Source organism: Pseudoalteromonas sp. A22 (assembly GCF_018141345.1).
In the GTDB taxonomy this organism is placed as follows: domain Bacteria; phylum Pseudomonadota; class Gammaproteobacteria; order Enterobacterales; family Alteromonadaceae; genus Pseudoalteromonas; species Pseudoalteromonas maricaloris.
The window spans coordinates 2275841-2296389 of the sequence record NZ_CP047238.1 but is presented as its reverse complement, the minus strand read 5'-3'; the positions used below and the strand labels follow the sequence as shown (position 1 = coordinate 2296389).

Here is a 20549-nt window from a genome sequence, read left to right as displayed (position 1 = left end):
GAGCGGTAGGCTGACTTTGATTTGAGCGTATATGATTGGGGCTAAAAAAGGAAGTTACTGAACTGTAACAAAATTAAACCAATATAAAACGGGCACGATTGAGTGTGCCCGTTTCTGAATCTCTATTTGCTAGCAATTACCAGCCGCAATTACGGCCTTTATTTTGCTCATCTAGGTATTTTTGCAATGGTGCAAAGTAGTCAAGTACTGCTGTTGCATCCATTTCATCTTTACCTGTTAGCGTTTTAAGTGCTTGTTGCCAAGGTTTGCTGCTGCCCATTTCAAGCATGGCATTTAAACGCTCACCAGCTGCTTTCGAGTTGTAAACAGAACAGCGGTGAATGGCTTCTTTGCTGCCAGCAATTTCACAAAGTGATTTGTGGAATTGGAACTGCAAAATATGCGCTAGGAAGTAACGAGTGTAAGGTACATTACCAGGTACGTGGTATTTTGCACCTGGATCAAAGTCATTTTCTGTACGTGAAATTGGTGCTTTAACACCTTGATATTTCTCTCTTAATTCCCACCAAGCTTGGTTGTACTCTGCTGGAGAAATCTCACCAGAGAATACTTTCCAGCGCCATTGGTCGACAAGTAGACCGAATGGAATAAATGCAACTTTATCAAGTGCCATCTTCATCAATAGACCAATATCTTTTGACTCATCCGGTACGTTATCCAACAAACCAATTTGCTTTAAGTAGCCAGGTGTTACAGATAGCGCGATAGTGTCGCCGATAGCTTCGTGGAAGCCATCGTTGGCGCTTTCTTGGTAATACACAGGCTGCTGATTGTAAGCGCGTTGATAGAAGTTATGGCCTAGTTCATGGTGGATAACTGAGAACTCTTCACCTGTGCGTTGGATACACATTTTGATGCGTAGGTCGTCTTTGGCATCTAAGTTCCAAGCTGATGCATGACATTGTACGTCGCGATCTTGTGGTTTAATAAATAAAGAACGTTCGTAGAAAGTCTCAGGTAATGGGGCAAAACCCATAGAGGTGAAGAACTTTTCTGCACCTTTTACCATTTTGATTTCGTCGTAATTGTGTTTGGCCAGTAGCGCCGTTACATCATAACCCGGATCTGCGTTTTCTGGCGCGACTAAGTCATAGATATTGCCCCAGCTTTGTGCCCACATATTGCCAAGCAAGTGTGCTGGAATAGGCTGGTCTTGAGGCACTTTATCTTCGCCGTATTTCTCGCCAAGCTTAGCTCTAACATGACAGTGCAACGAATCATATAGCGGCTTTACTTGATTCCAAGTACGGTCAAGTTCTTTTGCAAAGTCGTCCGCTGGCATGTCGTATTTACTGCGCCACATTGCGCCTGTGTCTGCGTAGCCAAGCTCATTCGCACCTTCGTTGGTAAGTACCACTTGCTTTTCATAGAGTGGACGCATTGGCTTTGACACTTCACGCCAACCTTGCCAGATGTCTAAAAGCTCTTCATAGTCGCGACTATTTGCCATCTTAGCCGTCATGTCGCCAAGGCTTAGGCAAGTGCCATCATCTTTACAGTATTTGCCCTTGCCGTAGATACCATCAAGCTCTGCAGTGAGCTTTGCAAGTTCCGCTGTTTTGTCAGCATCTTTTGGTGCAGGTAATGTCAGGTTTAGCTTTAATTTGTCAAGCTTACGGCGGGTATCTTCGCTTAACGCCAAGCCATCAAATTGTGCTGCTTGGTTAGCAAGCTCTACGAGCGCAGCGGTGTATTCCTCATTCACGTCCGCAGCAAGTGAAGCGGTGTCGTGAGTAATAAAGTTTGCATAAATCCAAGCTGAGCGGCTAGAGCGGAAGTTAAGGTCAACCAGCTGTTCTGACGCCTTATCTAAAAATGCAACTGCATCGGCTTCTGATAACGCTTTATTTGTAGTTTCAGTGGATTTACAGGCAGAGAGTGCAAAAGTACTGGCAACGATGAGTGCGCCAACACTTAACTTAAATCTTGGTTTCATAGGGTTCACTTGTTGTTTTAATTAATACACGAGCCGACTTAACGCTAGACGGCATTTTAGTATCTATAGCCAGCTACACTAATTGGGTTAATTGCTAAAAATCAGCAAGTAAATTAATCCAATTAGTATTAGTCGTATGAACAACTAATCGTACTGAGCGCGGCTTTTTCGCGCAGCAAAGCATCATTTTTTGCTGTGGTGGCAAGAATAATAGCAGGACGACTTTAAAACGACAATTTTGCGATGGACAAACAATGAGATGCGAGCGCAGATAAAAGTTGAGTTAGTGTGATTATTAACCATAATTAAGGCAGTCAATTGTATCAAAAGGCCGTATTTGAAGCCTGCAAAAAGGAGTGCATATGACTTTAGTTTTATTGGTGATATTGGCAATTGTGGTGGTATTTTGTGTCCGTGATATCAGGGTTAAGTTGATCACTAAACCGCTCTTTAATTATTTCAAAACATCATTACCTGAACTCTCCCAAACCGAGCGAGAAGCGATGGAAGCGGGGAGTATCTGGTGGGATGGGGCGTTGTTTTCAGGTAAACCGAATTGGCGAAAGTGGCTGAGTAATGATAAGCCAAAACTGAGCGATGAAGAACAGGCATTTATAGATAACGAATTACATACGCTGCTAAAAATGCTTGATGAAGAAAAAATATCTGAGGCTCAAGACCTGCCTGAAGAAGTTTGGCAATTTTTAAAAGAAAAGGGTTTTTTTGCTTTTATTATTCCAAAGGCTTTTGGTGGTCGGGAATTTAGTGCTCAGGCGAACTCCACCATCGTTGCAAAAATAGCCAGCCGTAGTTTGTCTACGGCAGTGACCGTGATGGTGCCAAATAGTTTAGGCCCTGCGGAGCTGCTACTTCATTACGGTACCAATGATCAGCAGAATACTTGGCTGCCAAAGCTTGCCTCCGGTGAGGCGCTACCTTGTTTTGCATTGACCTCTCCAGAGGCGGGATCGGATGCCGGTAGTATTCAAGACTTTGCGATTGTGTGTGAGCGTGAATTTGAGGGAGAAAAGCAAATTGGACTTGCGGTAACTTGGCAAAAACGATACATCACGCTGGCGCCCGTCGCTGATGTATTAGGACTTGCGTTTAAGGTTTACGATCCGGATCAATTGCTTTCAAATAAAGTAGAACTTGGGATCACTTGTGCACTTATTCCGACTGCACAGGAAGGCGTAAAAACTGGAGACAGACACAACCCGCTGGGGCAAGCCTTTATGAATGGTACAACCAGTGGTCAAGATGTTTTTATTCCAATGACTTGGGTGATAGGCGAACAGGCAGGTATCGGCAAAGGGTGGCGCATGTTGGTGTCGTGTTTAAGTGCTGGACGGGGGATATCTTTACCTGCACTGAGCGCGGGAACCGTTCAGTTAAGTGCCAGAGCGACTTCGGCTTACGCCGGTGTCCGTCGTCAATTTGGTGTACCTATCTCTGCCTTTGAGGGAGTGCAAAGCGCGTTAGCCAGAATTTACGGCTATAGCTATCTCATTGAAGCGGTGAGACAAACCACTGCGTTAGCAATTGATTTAAAGCAAAGTCCTTCAGTAGTCACTGCGATTGCCAAGTATCATCTGACGGAGCATGCAAGGGTGGCATTAAATGATGCGATGGATATTCATGGCGGCAAAGCCATTCAAATGGGGGAAATGAATTATCTTGCCCACAATTATATGGGGATGCCGATTTCTATTACCGTTGAGGGCGCCAATATCTTAACTCGAAGCTTGATGATTTTTGGTCAAGGTGCAACGCGTTGCCATCCTTTCATACTGAAAGAAATGAGTATCGTACAGCAAGAAGATCAATTAATCGCATTGAAAGAGTTTGATGAAGTGCTTTGCAAACACTTGCAGCATACCTCTGTGAATGGGCTTAAGGCGTTTTTTAATGGCTTCACACTTGCACGTTTCGAACGTGCGCCAGTTAGTGGTGATGTGGCGGCGTATTACCGACGCCTTACATGGTTGAGCCAAGCGCTTTCTGTGTATAGTGATATCGCTATGTTAAAGCTAGGCGGTTCACTAAAACGTAGAGAAATGCTCTCTGCAAAATTGGGAGATGTCCTGAGCTTTCTTTATATCGCCTCGTGTGTATTAAAAAAATACGAAGATGATGGTCGTCAGCAAGGGGACTTACCGCTGGTAAAGTTTGCCTTAGATCACTGTCTTAACGAAGCAAGTAAGGCTATTTATGCATTTTGCGATAACTTTACCGCAGCACCTCTGGCATTTTTGTTAAAACGTTTGGCGTTTCCCGTTGGTAAGTGGCTCAAAGCGCCGAGCGATAAATTGGCGGTGCAGGTATGTAGCAATGTTTCTGATCACAACTCGACCCGCGAACGTATCTCGCATCTGTGCGCCGTGGTAAAGCACTCTGCGATAGATACGGTTGAACATGCTTATTTACTGGAAAAGGCGCATGCTCCACTAATGGCAAAATATCGTAAGTGGTGTAAACAAAATAGCGTGAAACTGGTGGGTAAGACATTGAATGAAAAACTCAGTATCGCAATGGACGACAAGGTGATTGATGATAAGAGTTCTGAAACCATCTTTTGTATTGAAACGCTGGTTGCAAAAGCGATTGCTGTTGATGCAAAAGCGCCCAACTAGTTTGTTGTGACGGAGGGATTTTGGCTAATTTGTTAAAAAAGCCCCGACAACGGGGCTTTCCTTTCTTATTCTTGAGTTAACGCGCAAAGGGGTCAGCTAGTACCTTGTCTACGTACCATTTGCCTTTTTTGCGCACCATACTGACACTACGCATGTCGTCTACTTGCTCACCGTGGAGCTGACCGGTAAAAATTAAATTAATTTTTGCGCTGTCGCCATACTGTTCGCGCAGACTTTGATTGGTCATATCAACTTCTATGGTGACTTCATCGTATTGCATATTCACTAAATTTCTGGCGAATTGCGACGCAGTACCGTAAGAGCGCATGATACGCGCGTGACGGGGAGTGGCGATTTTTATTGCAGCGTCTAAATCTTTTTGATTATAGAGTGCGTCAAAATACATTGTTGCGGCATATCCAGGAGTGTCCTTGTCACCACTGACATTATCCTCTGAGCCACACGCTGAAAGTAAAATCATTGCGGCGAAGACAACGAAAGTTTGCTTAATAAGTGACTTTGTCATGCTAAAATACATCATATGCAGTCTAAAATTATTCACAATAAGTTAAGTTTGTCTGCTAATGGCCGATATGTAAAGCCAGTAAATGAAATAAATGTATTATGTGCTAAGGGTTTAAGATGTCTCGTTTAATATCACTAGCTTGGTTCGCTTTATTTTTGCTAGGGTGTGGATCGCAGCCTGAAATTAGTAAAGGGGTAACAAGCCAGTTGACGCAAAATGGCATAATACTTGGACACTTTTCTAAAGATGGAAAGTGGAGCGTAACATTAGACAGTAATGCTGAAATCCATATTTATGACAATGCCAATCAGTCTGTCATATTCTCAGTACCCAAAGACAAAATAAAAACACCAGTCAAAGAAATTTTATTGTCAGATGATAAGGAAATGCTCATCGTGGCAGGTGAAAACCTTATCTCAATTTGGTCTGTTCCAAAGCAAAAGTTGATAACGAACGTACCTTTTGCTGGGGTGAGTCCACTTGCTTCAATCTCTGCTTTAGCGCTTTCCCATAACAACCAGCGTTTGCTTGTTGCGATGGATGATGGCTCACTCAATATGGCGGATCTATTCACGAAGTTAAACAATCGTTTTATGCCACATACTCGGCCGATAGAGCATTTGGCGTTTGATAATAGTGGCGACTATTTTGTTACAGGCGCGCAAGATGGGTTGGTTGCCCTTTGGCAATTTGCCTCACCAGAACCTTTATATGAGCATCAATTTAGTCATCGTGTTACCAGTTTAACAGTGAGTCATGATGGCAAGCACTTATTCGTCTCAGATGGGTTGAATGCGCAACATGTACTAGACTTTGAGTCTGGAAAACAGCTCAGTGAGCTAAAGTATATGGCCCGTTTTAAGATGTTTAGAAAGGCTAAATTTATTTCTGACTCAGGCTTACTCGCGACATCATCGTCAAAATCTCACCTCTCCATCTGGCGCTATGAGAGCGGGGAAGAATTAGGCACTTGGTCTATTCATACTGAAAGTGAGGGAGCAACGGTAGTCGATATGTATGTCCCAAACCCAGATACCTTAGTAACGCTAAATAGCGACGGCATGCTTGAGACGTGGGCGGTTAATGTACTTGCTAAAAAGTAAGGGAGTGAAATCACTCCCTTAAAACCTCAGATTAATTGCAGTTTGACAAGCAAAACTTGAAATTAGGCGCGTTGGAAGTCGTAAACGCTACCAAGATTGAGTAGTTGGGTGAGTTCATCTAGTGCAGCATAGGACTCTTGCAGTAGGCTCGGATCAGCTAAATCCTGCTCCGTGACTTTATCGCGATAATGTTTATTGACCCACGCGCTTAGTTGAATAAATTTGTCTTCGCTCATCATCACTTCTGGATTTACCGCTTTTAGCTCAGCTTCATTGAGTGCTACACGTAATCGCAAACATGCAGGTCCACCACCATTTTGCATACTTTGGCGTAAGTCAAAAAAGCGTACTTGCGAAATCGGATTTTTTGCACCGAGCATATATTCGATGTATGCGGCAACGTTATCATTCTTCGCACATTCCTCCGGTGCAACCAGCATCATCTCGCCTGATGGCAAGGTGATCAATTGTGAGTTAAATAGGTAACTTTTTACTGCGTCTTCAACACTCACTGCATGCGTCGGAACTTCTACAATATGTAAAGGCTTTTCGCCGATATACGCTTGTCTAATTTTGGTTAGACTGGAGGTTTGATCAATGAAGGCTTGATCATGGCAAAACAGCACATTCTCATTGCCCACCGCAATGACGTCATTATGGAACACGCCTTGATCAATCACATTTGGATTTTGCTGGATAAAAATTGCTTGCTTATCATCTAATTGATGTAGCCTTGCAATCGCTTGACTTGCTTCTAATGTTTGCCGAGCAGGATATTTAGTAGGACCCTTTATATCGCTGTTAAAGCCACTTGAACCGTACACAAATAATTGTAGACCTTTACTGCCATGGCTATCGGCGAGACGAGTGTGGTTTGCAGCACCTTCATCGCCAAAAAAAGGCTGCTCAGGCAAATGCTGGTGATGTGCAAAATATTGCGCATTAGCGAACATAGCACGAAGTAAATTTGTGGTGGTTTCTGGCTCTATTGAACGGTGAAATTTGCAGTTTAAATTGGCACTTGTGAAATGTACTTTGCCATCGCTGGAATCAATAGAAGGCGATACAGTCGCCGCATTTGCCGTCCACATTGCAGAGGCAGAGTAACAAGCTCGAAGCAATATAGGATCGTGTTTATATGCTTTTTCAAGTACTTGTGCATCAGTTCCCGAAAAGCCAACGCGACGCAGTGGGGCTAAACTCGGGCGTGCGTGAGGTGCGAATATTCCTTGTTTTAGGCCGATATCATGCATTGCTTTCATCTTTTCAAGACCTTGCAATGCCGCTTCTTTTGGATTAGAGACGCTGGTAGCGTTAGAAAGTGATGCGACATTACCATAAGATAATCCGGCATAATTATGTGTTGGCCCTACTAAGCCGTCGAAATTGACTTCATAAGTCATGAGTGCGGTTCCTGTTGCGAATAGTTATAGATAACTAGTATGAGGCGGTTTTGCTGGTTTTTAAAGTGACCTAGGTCAAATTATGTATGTAATTGAAAACAGTTCAATTGCTGTAATTTAAGCTAATATCCCTTAAACACATACCTTTAGGTTAAGACCAACATAAGGAGTTTGAAGAAATGGAAAAATATATTGTTAGTAAAGCTGAAATCGAAGCGTTAAAAGGGGAAAAAAGAGTTCATTTTCTGAACCCAAATGCGCAGAGGCTCAATAAATCACTCGGAGACTTAACTGGCATAACAGGGTTCGGTTTTCACATCGTAGAAATCCAGCCAGGGTTCGATTCGACTGAAACACATATGCATTATCACGAAGATGAATGTGTGTATATATTGCAAGGCACTGCTGAAGCGTACATTGGCGACGAGGTAATTGGTGTTGGTGAAGGCGATTTCATAGGATACAGAGCCTGCGGTAAGCCTCATAAGCTAGTAAACAATAGCGATGTTACATTACGTTGTATTGTAGTTGGTCAGCGCTTACCGCATGATGTTGGTGATTATACAAAGCAAGGTAAGCGGATCTACAGGCAAAAAGGTTTGCCGTGGAATGTGGTAGATATTAATGACATTATGGAACCGATGAAAAATAATCAGGATAATAATAATGAATAATCCAATAGAAAAGTTTACATCCTGGTGGCAGCAAGCTCTGAAAAACAATCCATTAAATCAGCCCAATGCGGTATGTGTCTCAACAATTGATGAGAATGGGTTTCCTACAGGTAGATTTGTTGATTTGAAAGCGGTTAATGAGGGTGGCTTTGTATTTTGTTCATATTTCGATTCTGCGAAAGGCAAGCATTTAGAAAATGTTCCTAACATCGCGATGACAGTTTGGTGGGATCATGTCGGGTATCAGGTCCGTATTGTTGGCATAGCAAAGAAGATTTCAGATAAAGATGCAGATACTTATTGGCAAGGGCGCTCTAGAGATGCTCAGCTAACCACAACGTCATTTAACCAAAGTGCAATTATGCGAAATCAAAGCGAGCTGACTGAAAAATTAAGAATTGCGGAATTAAGATATAGTACGAACCCAATTCCAAGGCCCGAAAATTGGGGTGGCTATTGCATCAACCCTATTTCCATAGAGTTCCTCACTTTTGCTGAGACTCGGCTACATCTTAGAGAGTCTTATGAGCGTAGTGGCGAACAGTGGAAAAAACAATTGCTGCAGCCTTAGTTGAACCTGCTTTCATTGCAAATTTATCCCTCGTTGCCCACAATAGGGTTAAATTCCTTTTTATATCAAGGCAAACCATGGAAGTTGAACATCAGGAAATTGCCAATTTTTTAGTAGCTTACCCGCCGTTTTCGGATTTGCCTCAAGAGGCACTACATAAACTCGCAAGCCAAGTTGAAGTAGGTTACTACCGAGCGGGCAGCGGCATTTTGGAATATGGAGAGCAGATCACTTACTTGTATGTGATCCGATCTGGTGCTGTCGAGCTCTATCGGCGCTCAGGTGAGTTATACAATCGTATTTCCACAGGTGGGATCTTTGGCCAGCGTGGTTTATTGATGAATCGCAAAGTTCGTTTTGGCGCTCAAAGCCTTGAAGATACGCTGGTGTACTGTATTCCTGTAGGCATTTTTGATGAGTATTGCGACGTTTACGAAGCGTTTGCTGATTATTTTGAAGCAGACGATAATGCTAGACTAAAAATCACGGTTTCTGAGCAAGCCGACAGCAACGATTTGACCACGGCCAAAGTGCGTAAACTATTGCTACGCGATGTGGTATACGTTGAACGCAACGCCACGGTACAGCAGGCAGCTCAAGTGATGGCAAAAGAGCATGTATCATCACTACTTATCTACGATCCCGAGAAACCAGTTGTCGAAGATCCAGATGAAGATGATGGTCAGGTGGTTGGCCTTATCAGTGACAGAGATCTTCGCACAAAAGTAGTCGCTGAGGGGCTGAATTATCAAACTCCGGTCTCTGAGATTATGTCGACCGATCTTATTATTGTTGACTCCAATGCCTATGTCTTCGAAGCCATGATGCTGATGCTAAGAGACAATGTGCATCATTTGCCCGTTGTTCATAAGCGTAAACCGATAGGAGTAGTCGCGCTATCCGATATTTTGCGCTATGAGTCTCAAAGCAGCCTGTTGTTTGTTAGAGGGCTAATGGACCAGCAGAGTGTTGAAGACTTGAGTAGTTACGCCAAACAACTTCCTGCAATTTTTACTCGGATGGTGAATGAAGACGCCAATTCACACATGATTGGTTCTGCGATGTCGATTATAGGCAAAACGTTTAAACACAAGTTACTCGAACTCGCGGAAGCAAAATTAGGTCCGCCACCAATCCCATACTGCTTTATTGCCCTTGGTTCAATGGCTCGGGACGAACAATTAATTGTGACCGATCAGGATAATGCACTGATCTTGGATGACAGTTATCAACCCGCTGAGCATGGCGCTTACTTCGAAAAGTTGGCGAAGTTTGTGTGTGATGGTCTAGCCAATTGCGGCTATAAATATTGCGATGGTGGGATCATGGCAAGCAACCCAGCTTGGCGTCTAACTTACAGTCAATGGTTAGCACAATTTGAAGACTGGATAGAAAACCCCAGTCCTGAGGCTTTACTTAATAGTTCGATTTTCTTTGATCTGGAAGGCGTATGGGGTGAAACAAAATGGGCTGAGAAACTCACTGCTTTTATCAGTAAAAAGGCCAAAAGCACCCCTAAATTTTTGGCTGCGATGGCACATAATGCGCTAAGAAGAACACCGCCTTTGGGCTTTTTTAATGGTTTTGTCCTTGAGCAAGATGGTGAGCACAGGCGTTCGATGAACATTAAACGCCGTGGCACAGCACCGCTTTCAGACTTGGTTCGAGTGCATGCCCTTGGTGTTGGCTCTAAAAAACAAAACTCCTTTGAACGATTAGAAGATATTGATGAGGCAAATATACTGCCAAAGGGCAAAGTGTTAGATCTGCAAGCTGCGCTTGAATACATCGCCATCATGCGTATTCGTCATCAAGCATGGCAAATTGAGCAGGGCGAAAAGCCTGATAACAGCTTGCCGCCTGAAACACTCTCTGATTTTGAACAGCGTAATCTTAAAGAAGCTTTTGGCGTGTTAGACAAAGCACAGAGCTTTTTAAAGTTTCGCTATCAAAACAAATCCATGATGAAGTAGTGGTGTAATATGCAAGGCGAGATTATGTCATGGCCAAATCGCTTTCAGCATTTGGTAGAAACGTCGAAAGACCCGAGAATTCAAGCATTTTACCAGCAAGGCGTGGTAGATCCTTACCAGCAATTGAGTCAGTGTGAGTTTGTTGCCCTTGATTTTGAAACTACAGGGCTCGACCCAAACACCGATGATATTGTGAGCGTTGGCGTCGTGCCATTTGACTTACGACGGATCCGCTTGGCTCAAGCGAAGCATTGGTTAGTGAAGCCAACCAGTCCGCTGGCTGAAGAGTCTGTGGTACTGCACCGGATCACACACTCACAAGTTGAAAGCGCGCCAGATCTGCAGGATATTCTTGAGGAAGTGTTTGCTTCACTACATGGTAAAGTCATTGTGGTGCACTATCAGTTTGTCGAAAAGTCATTTTTCGATTCTGCGCTAAAAGCGAGATTGGGTGAGGGTATTGAGTTTCCAGTGATCGATACGATGGAAATTGAAAAGTCAGCGATAAACAACGCTAGAAGCTGGCTTGATAAGCTCAAACGTAAACCTATTCCTTCGGTACGCTTAGCTGACTGCAGAAAGCGCTATGGGCTTCCTTATTATCAGCCACATCATGCCTTGTCCGATGCGTTAGCAACGGCGGAGCTATTCCAAGCTCAAGCTCAATATTGTTTAGACCCATCAGACATGGTGAAACGCTGGTGGAGCTAAACCCAAATAACAAAAAGGCGGAGCATACAGCAAGCTCCGCCAGTAATGAGATTAACGACCGTTAGCTTTTAGGCTCAGTTCTAAGTCCGAGGATCAAACTTACACACATCAGTAGTAGTACAAAAGTAAACGGTAAACCTGTTGAAATAGCACCAGCTTGCAGTGCTTCAATTGCTTCTTTACCGCCGATCCACAGTAGTGCTGCCGCAATTGCACCCTCAATACTCGCCCAGAATATACGTTGTGGTACTGGAGCGTCTATTTTACCACCAGCGGTAATACTATCGATAACCAAAGAACCAGAATCCGACGAGGTAATAAAGAAAACCAGTACAAGTACAATCGCCGTGAACGAGAGTAAATCGCTCATAGGTAGGTTTTCAAACATTTGGAACATCGCCAGTGGCACTTCAGTCAAGCCATCAGTACCTAGAGCGCCAATGCCATTTTTTACCTGATCGATAGCAAGGCCACCATAGATTGACATCCAGATCACGGTTACCAATGTCGGGATTAATAATACTGCGGTAATAAACTCGCGTATGGTGCGACCCTCAGAAACGCGTGCGATAAACATACCGACAAACGGTGACCAAGAAATCCACCATGCCCAGTAAAATACGGTCCAACCTTGGAACCATGCTTCATCTTCACGGCCATGCGGATTACTCAGTGGAACGATATTTTCAAGGTAGGCCATTAAAGTCGTCGGAATGTTACCCATGGCAATCGCAAAACCTGCGATACCAACGAATACTAATAACACAAATGCAATTAACATATTAACGTTACTAAGTAGCTTTACACCGCCATCAATACCGCGAACAACCGAAATAATCGCAAGGGCAGTAACGCCCACAATCACTGCAATTTCTAGACCGAGACCTGCTTCTATACCAAATACATGTTGGATCCCAGCACCGGCTTGCTGTGCGCCCAGACCGAGTGATGTCGCAAGGCCAAACAAGGTAGCAAGAACGGCGAGAATATCGATGATATGGCCCGGCCAACCCCAAGCTCTGTCTCCTAAAATAGGATAAAAGATTGAGCGGATCGACAGTGGTAAGCCTTTATTGTAGGCAAAGAATGCTAAAGAAAGCGCGACAACGGCGTAAATAGCCCAAGGATGCAAACCCCAATGGTACATGGTCGCACCCATAGCAAGTTCAGCCGCTTCAGGTGTGTTTGCAGCAACATTTAACGGTGTTTTATACCAGCCAGTGTAGTAGGCGACAGGCTCCGCTACACCCCAAAACATCAGACCAATACCCATACCTGCTGCAAATAGCATTGCTAGCCATGACGCCCGAGTATAGCTTGGTTTGGCGTTTTCACCACCTAAACGAATTTTACCGTAAGGCGATAAAACGAGCACCAAACAAAATAGCACAAAGAAATTACCAGACCACATAAATAGGGCATCAAAGTTACCTATGATATCCCACTTTATGCCGTCTAAAGTGGTTTTAGCTGTGTTTGCATCAACTAATAATACGGCGACTAAAAACGCCAGTATTAATCCAGCACTTACACCAAATACAGGGTTATGTACGTCAAACCCCCACTTTTGAACATTGTCTTGTCCAACGGTGTAGTCTGTATTATCGATGCTGTACTTATCGTGGTGATTGCCCATGATATCCTCTTGTTGTTCTCATCGTGATACGACACCAAGCTGATATACTGAATTAATCGCTAGACAATGGGTGATAACAATTCGACATAAACTAACTATGCAACAAAGCAAAATGTAATCTGGCTATTAATGCTAATCATTAGCGGCTTAGAATGACTTTATCAGCCATACAATATGCTAGCCATAAGCCACAAAAATTACTCAGTCTAGTTTAGATTATTTAGCGTATTCATTCGATTTGTGCGTTTCAATCACATCAGCCGAATGACTATCTAAATATATGATGGGTTTATGTTAGTTACAGCGACAGTATACTGCCTCAATACTTGTAATTAAGATAAACCAACCGAACCGTTATGCTACTAAGCTATGGTATCAATATATTGTGTCAACTTGATATTCAGTCGATGCTTCAAAGCAGCAACTTTTTAGTTTTAAGTTGTACTGGCAGGTGAATATTCAATGCCAACCAAAACTATCTCTACTAGTTTAGGGGGTGAGATTGAAAAGTAAATGGCTACTGAATTTTTTATTTAAAAATCATCACATTCATCAACTAGACATGAAGAGTGATGTAGACTAAGGAGTTTTTCTTTGATGGCATGTGAAAAAAAACCCCTCTTGCGAGGGGTTTTGGGTAACTCAGCGCCTTTGGCACTGGGAATGAGGTCGGTACATTTGTAAGTTAGGGTGTGTCTTACGACGCCTCAAACTGCATTTCGGGGATCTCACCGTCGACGATAAGCTTGCCTGCAGTTTTGCTGATTATTTCATCAACACTAACACCCGGTGCGCGTTCTAGCAAATGGAATGCGCCGTCTTTTACTTCTAACACAGCTAAATCTGTTACGATTTTCTTTACACAATTTACGCCGGTCAGTGGCAATGTGCATGATTCAAGCAATTTAGAATCGCCGTGTTTGCTAGCATGGGTCATGGTCACTATGATGTTGCGTGCACCAGCAACTAAGTCCATTGCACCACCCATGCCTTTGATTAATTTTTTCGGGATCATCCAAGACGCGATATTGCCTTGTTGATCAACTTCAAAAGCACCTAGTACCGTCAAGTCTACATGACCACCACGGATCATGGCAAAGCTTTCCGCACTATTAAAAATTGCTGCACCTGTCGCTGCTGTCACGGTTTCTTTACCCGCGTTGATCATATCGGCATCAACTTGGTCTTCAGTTGGGTAGGGACCCATACCCAACAAGCCATTTTCCGATTGCAGCATCACTTCAATGCCTTGTGGTACGTAGTTAGCCACTAAGGTTGGAATACCTATGCCTAAGTTAACGTAGTAACCGTCTTCAAGCTCTTGCGCCACGCGCATCGCAATTTGTTCACGATTTAAACCCATGATTGCCTCCTATTTGCGCGTTGTGACACGTTCAATACGTTTTTCAAAGTCACCTTTGATCACGCGATTGACATAAATACCTGGGGTGTGGATTTGACTCGGCTCAAGTTCACCCGGTTCTACGATTTCTTCAACTTCCGCGACGGTGATTTTTCCGGCTGTCGCTGCCATTGGGTTAAAGTTCATTGCTGTGTGGCGGAACACCAAGTTGCCATAGCGATCTGCTTTCCAAGCCTTAACAATAGCAAACTCACCGGTAATTGATTCTTCCAAAATATATGGTCGGCCATCAAATTCTTTTACTTCTTTACCTTCAGCAATGGGAGTACCGTACCCTGTTGCCGTGTAAAAAGCTGGGATCCCAGCGCCACCAGCGCGCATCTTCTCTGCAAGCGTACCTTGTGGTGTTAATTCAACGTCAATAATGCCATCGAGTAGTTGCTGTTCAAACAGCGCATTTTCACCAACATAAGAGGCAATGATCTTCTTAATTTGACGATCTTTAAGCAAAATACCTAAACCAAAGTCGTCGACCCCACAGTTGTTTGAAACCACGGTAAGCTCTTTTGTTTGCAGGCGCTTAATTTCTGCAATTAAGCCTTCTGGAATACCACACAAACCAAAGCCACCTGCGATGATGGTATCGCCGTCTTTAAGACCCGCCATCGCATCGCTGTAGCTTGATACGACTTTATCGAAACCGGCCATAAGCCCACTCCTAATAATGTTATTGTTTTAAGATTGACAAGTTTGTTTGAGTGCTAACGACACTTTACTGCTTGGTGTCTTACCTAGCGCATCACAAATTGTCCATCCTGCTTTTGCTAGCCTTTCTAAATCAATTCCACACTCAATGCCAAGTCCTTGCAGCAAGTAAACTACATCCTCAGTGGCAACATTTCCTGACGCGCCTTTGGCGTAAGGGCAACCACCGAGACCTGCAACGGCGCTATCAACAGTTGCGATCCCCATTTGCAGGGCCGTGTGAATATTCGTTAATGCTTGTCCGTAGGTATCATGGAAATGCACCGCAAGCTTGTCAGCAGGGATATGTTGCAGTAACAAGGTGAGCAGCTGCTGGACTTTTTTAGGCGTACCAACACCTATGGTGTCGCCTAGGCTGATTTCATAACAACCAAGTGACAACAATTGTTTACATACCGCTAAAACTTGCTCTGGTTGTACTTCACCTTGATATGGGCAACCGACCACGCAGCTAACATAACCTCTTACTTTTATGTTGTTTTTTTGTGCAAGTTCAACAACGGGACGAAAGCGTTCAATACTTTGTTCAATCGTGCAGTTGATGTTTTTTTGCGTAAATGCCTCACTGGCGGCAGTAAAAATGGCAAATTCGTCGACCTGATTTTCTAGTGCAAGCTCTGCGCCTTTAAGGTTTGGCGTTAGGGCGCTTATTTCAACGCCTTCACTACGCTCAAAGCCTTGGATCACCGCAGCAGAATCGGCCATTTGTGGCACCCATTTGGGCGACACAAACGCGCCTGCTTCTATGTGCTTGAGACCAGCGTCTTTTAATGCGTTAACCAGCGCGATTTTAGCTTCTGTGGCAACACTGACCTCATTTTGTAAGCCGTCACGTGCGCCGACTTCTACAATTTTGACGTTAGCCGGATACTGAGACATTAGTCTTGCTCCTCAACAATCGCCAGCATATCGCCATGACTGACCAACTCGCCTTCTGCAAAGCAGTATGAAGTTAGCGTGCCATCAAATGGTGCATTGAGCGTATATTCCATCTTCATGGCTTCGATTATCACCACGGCATCGCCTTTATTGACTTGAGTACCGACGGTTAACAAATGCTTAACCACGGTGCCGTTCAATGGCGCTGCCAGCGGTGCGGCTTCGTGCTCATGATCGCTAATGTAATGCTTTGACTTGAGTTCAACGGTATGTTGATACGGGCCATACATAATGGTGATCGCGGCTTCGGTCACAATGGCACTGGCATGTACCCGTGCACCATCAATCACCACTGTCAACTGGTGTCCATTTAATTCACATTCAACTTGGTGGATTTGCTCGTTAAACGAAACCTTCCAACCACCTTGAGATTGATAGGCGCAGGCGACATGATCTGCAAATGGTAAATCCACTTTCGCGGTTTGGTTAAGCCTAAAGCCTAAGTTTCCCCACACCGTGTTTTTACATGGTTGTTGGTGGCTAAGATAGGCCGCACTTGCTAATAACACCATTTTATCCAGCGGCGTATTCGATTGAGTTAATACCTCAGTTTGCGTGTCAATAAAGTGGGTATCAGGCGCACCAGCTGTGAAAGTAGGGTGGCCTGCTAAGTGATGTAAAAATGCAATATTGGATTTTAAACCACACAGATGTACTTGCTCTAAACTCGATTTTAGCTTTAGTAACGCTTGTTCACGATTTTTGCCATGAACAATAAGCTTGGCGATCATAGGATCGTAAAATGGGCTGATCTCATCGCCTTGCTGCACGCCAGTGTCAATTCTTACGCCATCTTTGGCTTCTGGAAAGCTAAGGTGTGAAAGTACACCTGAAAACGGCATGAAGTTTTCTTCAGGGTCTTCTGCGTAAATACGCGCTTCAAAGCTATGACCAGATAACGAAACCTGCTCCTGGGTCAGCGGTAGCTGTTCACCCGCAGCAACCATCAGTTGCCACTCGACTAAATCGAGATCAGTTACCATTTCTGTCACTGGGTGCTCTACTTGCAGGCGAGTATTCATCTCCATAAAGAAGAACTCATCGCCACATAATAAGAACTCTACTGTACCTGCGCCGCGATAGTTAATCGCTTGCGCACAGCGTACTGCCGCTTCACCCATAGCTTTGCGCATCGCATCACTCAAACCTGGCGCGGGCGCTTCTTCAATCACCTTTTGGTGACGACGCTGTAGTGAACAGTCTCTATCACCTAGGTAAACACAGTTACCGTGACTATCGGCAAAAACTTGTACTTCAACGTGACGAGGCTTATCAACAAAACGCTCAAGCAGTACTAAGTCATTGCCAAAACTCGCTGCAGCTTCACGTTTAGCACCATGTAGTGCCGACAAAAACTCGCTGCTTTCTCGTACCACGCGCATCCCTTTACCACCACCGCCGTAAGCGGCTTTGATAAGTACCGGAAAGCCGATTTTTTCTGCTTCTGCTTGCAAGAAATCATCTTCTTGTTTGTCGCCATAATACCCCGGGACTAAGGGCACATTAGCGTCATGCATGATTTCCTTGGCACGGGTCTTAGAACCCATCGCTTCAATAGAGCTTGCCAGCGGACCAATAAACGCAATGTTTGCCGCTTCACATGCTTTGGCGAATACTTCATTTTCAGACAAAAAACCATAACCAGGGTGGATGCAATCGACGCCCGCCGCTTTGGCGACTTCAAGAATTCGGTCCGCAACCAAATAAGACTCTTTACTTGGTGCCGGACCGATATGATAGGCTTCGTCAGCTGTTTTCACATGCATCGCATTGGCATCTGCATCAGAATAAACTGCCACTGTGGTTAGGCCCAATTTCTTTGCGGTGCGCATCACGCGGCAGGCAATTTCACCACGGTTCGCGACTAGAATTTTAGTTAGCATGTTGACTCCTATTCGCTTGCGGCGGTTTGCCAGCGTGGTGCTCGTTTATCGAAAAAGGCGCTAAGACCTTCTTGGCCTTCGTCACTTACTCTAATTTCAGCGATACGCTTTGCGGTATGGGCGATCAACGCTTCATTTATCTCTTTACCAGCAACTTCGTTGATCAGTGCTTTGGCGCTTTTCACAGCAGCAGGGCCATTGTTAAGTAAGGTATCGAGAAAATCCGCTTCGCTTTTTGCTAAATCATTGCTCAATTCGTGAATTAAACCCATTTCTAGCGCCTTTTCACCATCGAAGACTTCGGCTGTTAAAAAATAGCGTCGCGCTTGGCGCTCCCCAATGGCTTTAATGACATAAGGACTAATTACAGCCGGAATAAGACCAAGCTTGACTTCGCTTAAACAGAATTTAGAGTTGTGCTCTGCAATGGCGATATCACAACAGGCGATTAATCCGAGTGCACCGCCAAACGCAGCTCCTTGCACCAAACATAGCGTTGGATGAGGGCAAGTGGCCAGCACTTGCATTAATTTAGCAAGTTCTAAAGAATCAGCGACGTTTTCGTCATAGTCGTTGTCTGCCATGGATTTCATCCACGCCAGATCAGCCCCAGCTGAAAAGTGTTTACCTTCGGTTTTTAATACCAGCGCTCTGACATCGAGGCCGCTGGCATATTCGATATTCTTAATGAGTTCGGCAATCACCTCCGCATTGAAGGCATTATGTTTTTCTGGGCGACTTAGCTCTAAAATCGCCACTTTGCTTTTTGTTATATTTAAAGTGACAGGCATAAGTGCTCCTTACATTCTGAAGACGCCAAATTTAGACTCTTTTTGCGGCGCATTGCTCGCAGCCTCTAAGGCAAGACCAAGTACTGTGCGCGTATCCGCAGGGTCGATAACGCCATCGTCCCAAAGCCTTGCGCTGGCATAATATGGGTGGCCTTGCTTTTCGTACTGCTCGATAATTGGCTTTTTAAATTCGCTCACTTCGGCATCGCTCATGCTAAGGCCTTTACGCGCTAGACCATCTTGTTTAACCTGCGTTAATACGCCCGCAGCTTGCTCACCACCCATTACGGAGATCCGTGCGTTTGGCCACATCCACATCATGGTTGGCTCGTACGCTCTACCACACATGCCATAGTTACCAGCACCATATGAGCCACCAATCAAAACAGTAAACTTGGGCACATCAGCACAGGAAACGGCTGTTACCATTTTTGCACCGTGCTTGGCGATACCTTCCGCTTCGTATTTTTGACCAACCATAAATCCAGTAATATTCTGCAAAAACAGCAGCGGAATATTGCGCTGTGCACAGAGTTGAATAAAGTGTGCGCCTTTTTGCGCGGATTCGGAAAAGAGAATACCGTTGTTTGCTACGATCCCTACAGGGTGACCATAAATTTCAGCAAAACCAGTCACGAGTGTTTCGCCGAAGTAGCGTTTAAATTCATCAAACTGAGAATCGTCCACGATACGGGCAATGACTTCGCGTACATCAAACGGTTTTTTCAGATCCGTACCGACAATGCCATACACCTCACTGATGTCATAACGTGGTGGTTTGGCATCTTGAAGGAGTGGGCGAGTAGGGCGCTGATGATTAAGGCGTGATACGCACTGCCTTGCGATAGAAAGCGCATGCTCGTCATTTTCTGCATAGTGATCGGCCACACCTGAAACTTTACAGTGAACATCTGCGCCGCCTAAGTCTTCTGCACTCACTTCTTCACCCGTGGCCGCTTTAACAAGTGGTGGCCCTGCCAAGAAAATGGTGCCTTGTTCTTTGACGATAATACTTTCATCGGCCATCGCTGGTACATACGCGCCGCCAGCGGTACATAACCCCATGACTACAGCTATTTGTGGGATCCCTTTTGCAGACATACGGGCTTGGTTGTAGAAAATCCGACCAAAATGCAATTTATCTGGGAATACTTCATCTTGCTCTGGCAGGTTCGCACCGCCAGAATCCACTAAATAAATACAAGGAAGGTGGCAGCGCTCAGCGATTTCTTGCGCTCGTAGGTGCTTTTTTACGGTAATAGGGAAATAGGTTCCCCCTTTTACCGTCGCATCATTTGCCACAATCATGCATTCAACGCCTTTAACGCGTCCGATCCCGGCGACCACACCAGCACAAGGAATATCTTGCTCGTAAACGCCAAACGCGGCGAATTGGCCAATCTCTAAAAACGGCGAGCCCTCGTCAAGCAAGGTTTCAATTCGGTCACGGACAAATAATTTACCGCGACTTTGATGACGGGCAATAAGCGCTTCACCACCGCCTTGGCTCAGTGTGGCGACTTTATCTTTAAGATCAGCAACTAGCGATGCCATCGCATCGCTGTTTGCCTTGAATTGGGGATCATGCGGATTAACCGCAGAATTTAGTACCGTCATGTAG

16 protein-coding genes are annotated in these 20549 nt (G+C 44.6%); 6 read left to right on the top strand and 10 right to left on the bottom strand.

The window, feature by feature from the left end; all coding sequences use genetic code 11:
• Positions 1-136: 136 nt before the first annotated feature.
• Positions 137-1957 carry a M2 family metallopeptidase gene (locus GSF04_RS15010; RefSeq protein WP_211857701.1) on the bottom strand — a complete coding sequence of 607 codons (1821 nt, stop codon included), beginning with the start codon at positions 1955-1957 and terminating at the stop codon, positions 137-139.
• A gap of 362 nt (positions 1958-2319) precedes the next feature.
• Between GSF04_RS15010 and GSF04_RS15005 the strand changes: the two genes are divergently transcribed.
• On the top strand, positions 2320-4590 hold the full coding sequence (locus GSF04_RS15005; RefSeq protein WP_211857699.1) for an acyl-CoA dehydrogenase: 2271 nt from the start codon (positions 2320-2322) through the stop codon (positions 4588-4590).
• A gap of 76 nt (positions 4591-4666) precedes the next feature.
• Here GSF04_RS15005 and GSF04_RS15000 read toward each other — a convergent pair whose 3' ends face one another.
• The gene (locus GSF04_RS15000) at positions 4667-5116 is read right to left on the bottom strand and encodes a hypothetical protein (RefSeq protein WP_211857697.1); all 450 of its coding nucleotides are present in this window, start codon (positions 5114-5116) and stop codon (positions 4667-4669) included.
• 116 nt (positions 5117-5232) lie between these two features.
• Between GSF04_RS15000 and GSF04_RS14995 the strand changes: the two genes are divergently transcribed.
• Positions 5233-6219: a hypothetical protein gene (locus GSF04_RS14995; RefSeq protein ID WP_211857695.1), complete on the top strand. Its 987-nt coding sequence runs from the start codon at positions 5233-5235 to the stop codon at positions 6217-6219.
• A gap of 62 nt (positions 6220-6281) precedes the next feature.
• On the opposite strand, the gene astB is transcribed toward GSF04_RS14995, so the two are convergent.
• Positions 6282-7622, bottom strand: a complete 1341-nt coding sequence (gene astB, locus GSF04_RS14990) for an N-succinylarginine dihydrolase (RefSeq protein ID WP_039497635.1) — start codon at positions 7620-7622, stop codon at positions 6282-6284.
• A gap of 179 nt (positions 7623-7801) precedes the next feature.
• Here astB and GSF04_RS14985 point away from each other — a divergent pair, with 179 nt between their 5' ends.
• The 4 genes from GSF04_RS14985 (at position 7802) to GSF04_RS14970 (ending at position 11551) form a co-directional block, all read left to right on the top strand.
• Positions 7802-8296 (top strand): cupin domain-containing protein, encoded by a 495-nt coding sequence (locus GSF04_RS14985; RefSeq protein WP_039497639.1) that lies wholly within the window; start codon positions 7802-7804, stop codon positions 8294-8296.
• A complete protein-coding gene (locus GSF04_RS14980; RefSeq protein ID WP_211857693.1) occupies positions 8289-8867 on the top strand; it encodes a pyridoxal 5'-phosphate synthase in 579 nt (192 codons plus the stop codon). Before GSF04_RS14985 ends, GSF04_RS14980 begins: the two co-directional genes overlap by 8 nt.
• Positions 8868-8944: 77 nt before the next feature.
• Entirely contained in the window at positions 8945-10840 is a 1896-nt protein-coding gene (locus GSF04_RS14975) for a DUF294 nucleotidyltransferase-like domain-containing protein (RefSeq protein ID WP_039497644.1), read from the top strand.
• Positions 10841-10864: 24 nt separating this feature from the next.
• Positions 10865-11551 carry a 3'-5' exonuclease gene (locus GSF04_RS14970; protein WP_102057868.1) on the top strand — a complete coding sequence of 229 codons (687 nt, stop codon included), beginning with the start codon at positions 10865-10867 and terminating at the stop codon, positions 11549-11551.
• Positions 11552-11612: 61 nt separating this feature from the next.
• Here GSF04_RS14970 and GSF04_RS14965 read toward each other — a convergent pair whose 3' ends face one another.
• From GSF04_RS14965 to GSF04_RS14935, 7 genes are all read right to left on the bottom strand, one after another.
• Positions 11613-13187, bottom strand: a complete 1575-nt coding sequence (locus GSF04_RS14965) for a BCCT family transporter (protein WP_211857691.1) — start codon at positions 13185-13187, stop codon at positions 11613-11615.
• Positions 13188-13884: 697 nt separating this feature from the next.
• Positions 13885-14550: a CoA transferase subunit B gene (locus tag GSF04_RS14960; RefSeq protein WP_010604942.1), complete on the bottom strand. Its 666-nt coding sequence runs from the start codon at positions 14548-14550 to the stop codon at positions 13885-13887.
• A 9-nt stretch (positions 14551-14559) separates the two neighbouring features.
• On the bottom strand, positions 14560-15258 hold the full coding sequence (locus GSF04_RS14955; RefSeq protein WP_211857689.1) for a CoA transferase subunit A: 699 nt from the start codon (positions 15256-15258) through the stop codon (positions 14560-14562).
• Positions 15259-15285: 27 nt separating this feature from the next.
• Positions 15286-16194, bottom strand: coding sequence for a hydroxymethylglutaryl-CoA lyase (locus GSF04_RS14950; RefSeq protein WP_130126478.1), 909 nt, complete (start codon positions 16192-16194; stop codon positions 15286-15288).
• Positions 16194-18137, bottom strand: coding sequence for an acetyl/propionyl/methylcrotonyl-CoA carboxylase subunit alpha (locus GSF04_RS14945; protein ID WP_211857687.1), 1944 nt, complete (start codon positions 18135-18137; stop codon positions 16194-16196). The genes GSF04_RS14950 and GSF04_RS14945 overlap by 1 nt, the downstream gene beginning before the upstream one ends.
• Before the next feature lie 8 nt (positions 18138-18145).
• Positions 18146-18928: an enoyl-CoA hydratase-related protein gene (locus tag GSF04_RS14940; protein ID WP_211857685.1), complete on the bottom strand. Its 783-nt coding sequence runs from the start codon at positions 18926-18928 to the stop codon at positions 18146-18148.
• 9 nt (positions 18929-18937) lie between these two features.
• Complete coding sequence (locus tag GSF04_RS14935; RefSeq protein ID WP_211857683.1) at positions 18938-20545, bottom strand: carboxyl transferase domain-containing protein; 1608 nt, start codon at positions 20543-20545, stop codon at positions 18938-18940.
• Between the last annotated feature and the right edge of the window lie 4 nt (positions 20546-20549).

Bases quoted from the DNA above. Each gene is read 5' to 3' on its own strand.
- GSF04_RS15010 (WP_211857701.1), bottom strand. From the start codon at position 1,957: ATGAAACCAAGATTTAAGTTAAGTGTTGGCGCACTCATCGTTGCCAGT.
- GSF04_RS15005 (WP_211857699.1), top strand. From the start codon at position 2,320: ATGACTTTAGTTTTATTGGTGATATTGGCAATTGTGGTGGTATTTTGT.
- GSF04_RS15000 (WP_211857697.1), bottom strand. From the start codon at position 5,116: ATGACAAAGTCACTTATTAAGCAAACTTTCGTTGTCTTCGCCGCAATG.
- GSF04_RS14995 (WP_211857695.1), top strand. From the start codon at position 5,233: ATGTCTCGTTTAATATCACTAGCTTGGTTCGCTTTATTTTTGCTAGGG.
- astB (WP_039497635.1), bottom strand. From the start codon at position 7,622: ATGACTTATGAAGTCAATTTCGACGGCTTAGTAGGGCCAACACATAAT.
- GSF04_RS14985 (WP_039497639.1), top strand. From the start codon at position 7,802: ATGGAAAAATATATTGTTAGTAAAGCTGAAATCGAAGCGTTAAAAGGG.
- GSF04_RS14980 (WP_211857693.1), top strand. From the start codon at position 8,289: ATGAATAATCCAATAGAAAAGTTTACATCCTGGTGGCAGCAAGCTCTG.
- GSF04_RS14975 (WP_039497644.1), top strand. From the start codon at position 8,945: ATGGAAGTTGAACATCAGGAAATTGCCAATTTTTTAGTAGCTTACCCG.
- GSF04_RS14970 (WP_102057868.1), top strand. From the start codon at position 10,865: ATGTCATGGCCAAATCGCTTTCAGCATTTGGTAGAAACGTCGAAAGAC.
- GSF04_RS14965 (WP_211857691.1), bottom strand. From the start codon at position 13,187: ATGGGCAATCACCACGATAAGTACAGCATCGATAATACAGACTACACC.
- GSF04_RS14960 (WP_010604942.1), bottom strand. From the start codon at position 14,550: ATGGGTTTAAATCGTGAACAAATTGCGATGCGCGTGGCGCAAGAGCTT.
- GSF04_RS14955 (WP_211857689.1), bottom strand. From the start codon at position 15,258: ATGGCCGGTTTCGATAAAGTCGTATCAAGCTACAGCGATGCGATGGCG.
- GSF04_RS14950 (WP_130126478.1), bottom strand. From the start codon at position 16,194: ATGTCTCAGTATCCGGCTAACGTCAAAATTGTAGAAGTCGGCGCACGT.
- GSF04_RS14945 (WP_211857687.1), bottom strand. From the start codon at position 18,137: ATGCTAACTAAAATTCTAGTCGCGAACCGTGGTGAAATTGCCTGCCGC.
- GSF04_RS14940 (WP_211857685.1), bottom strand. From the start codon at position 18,928: ATGCCTGTCACTTTAAATATAACAAAAAGCAAAGTGGCGATTTTAGAG.
- GSF04_RS14935 (WP_211857683.1), bottom strand. From the start codon at position 20,545: ATGACGGTACTAAATTCTGCGGTTAATCCGCATGATCCCCAATTCAAG.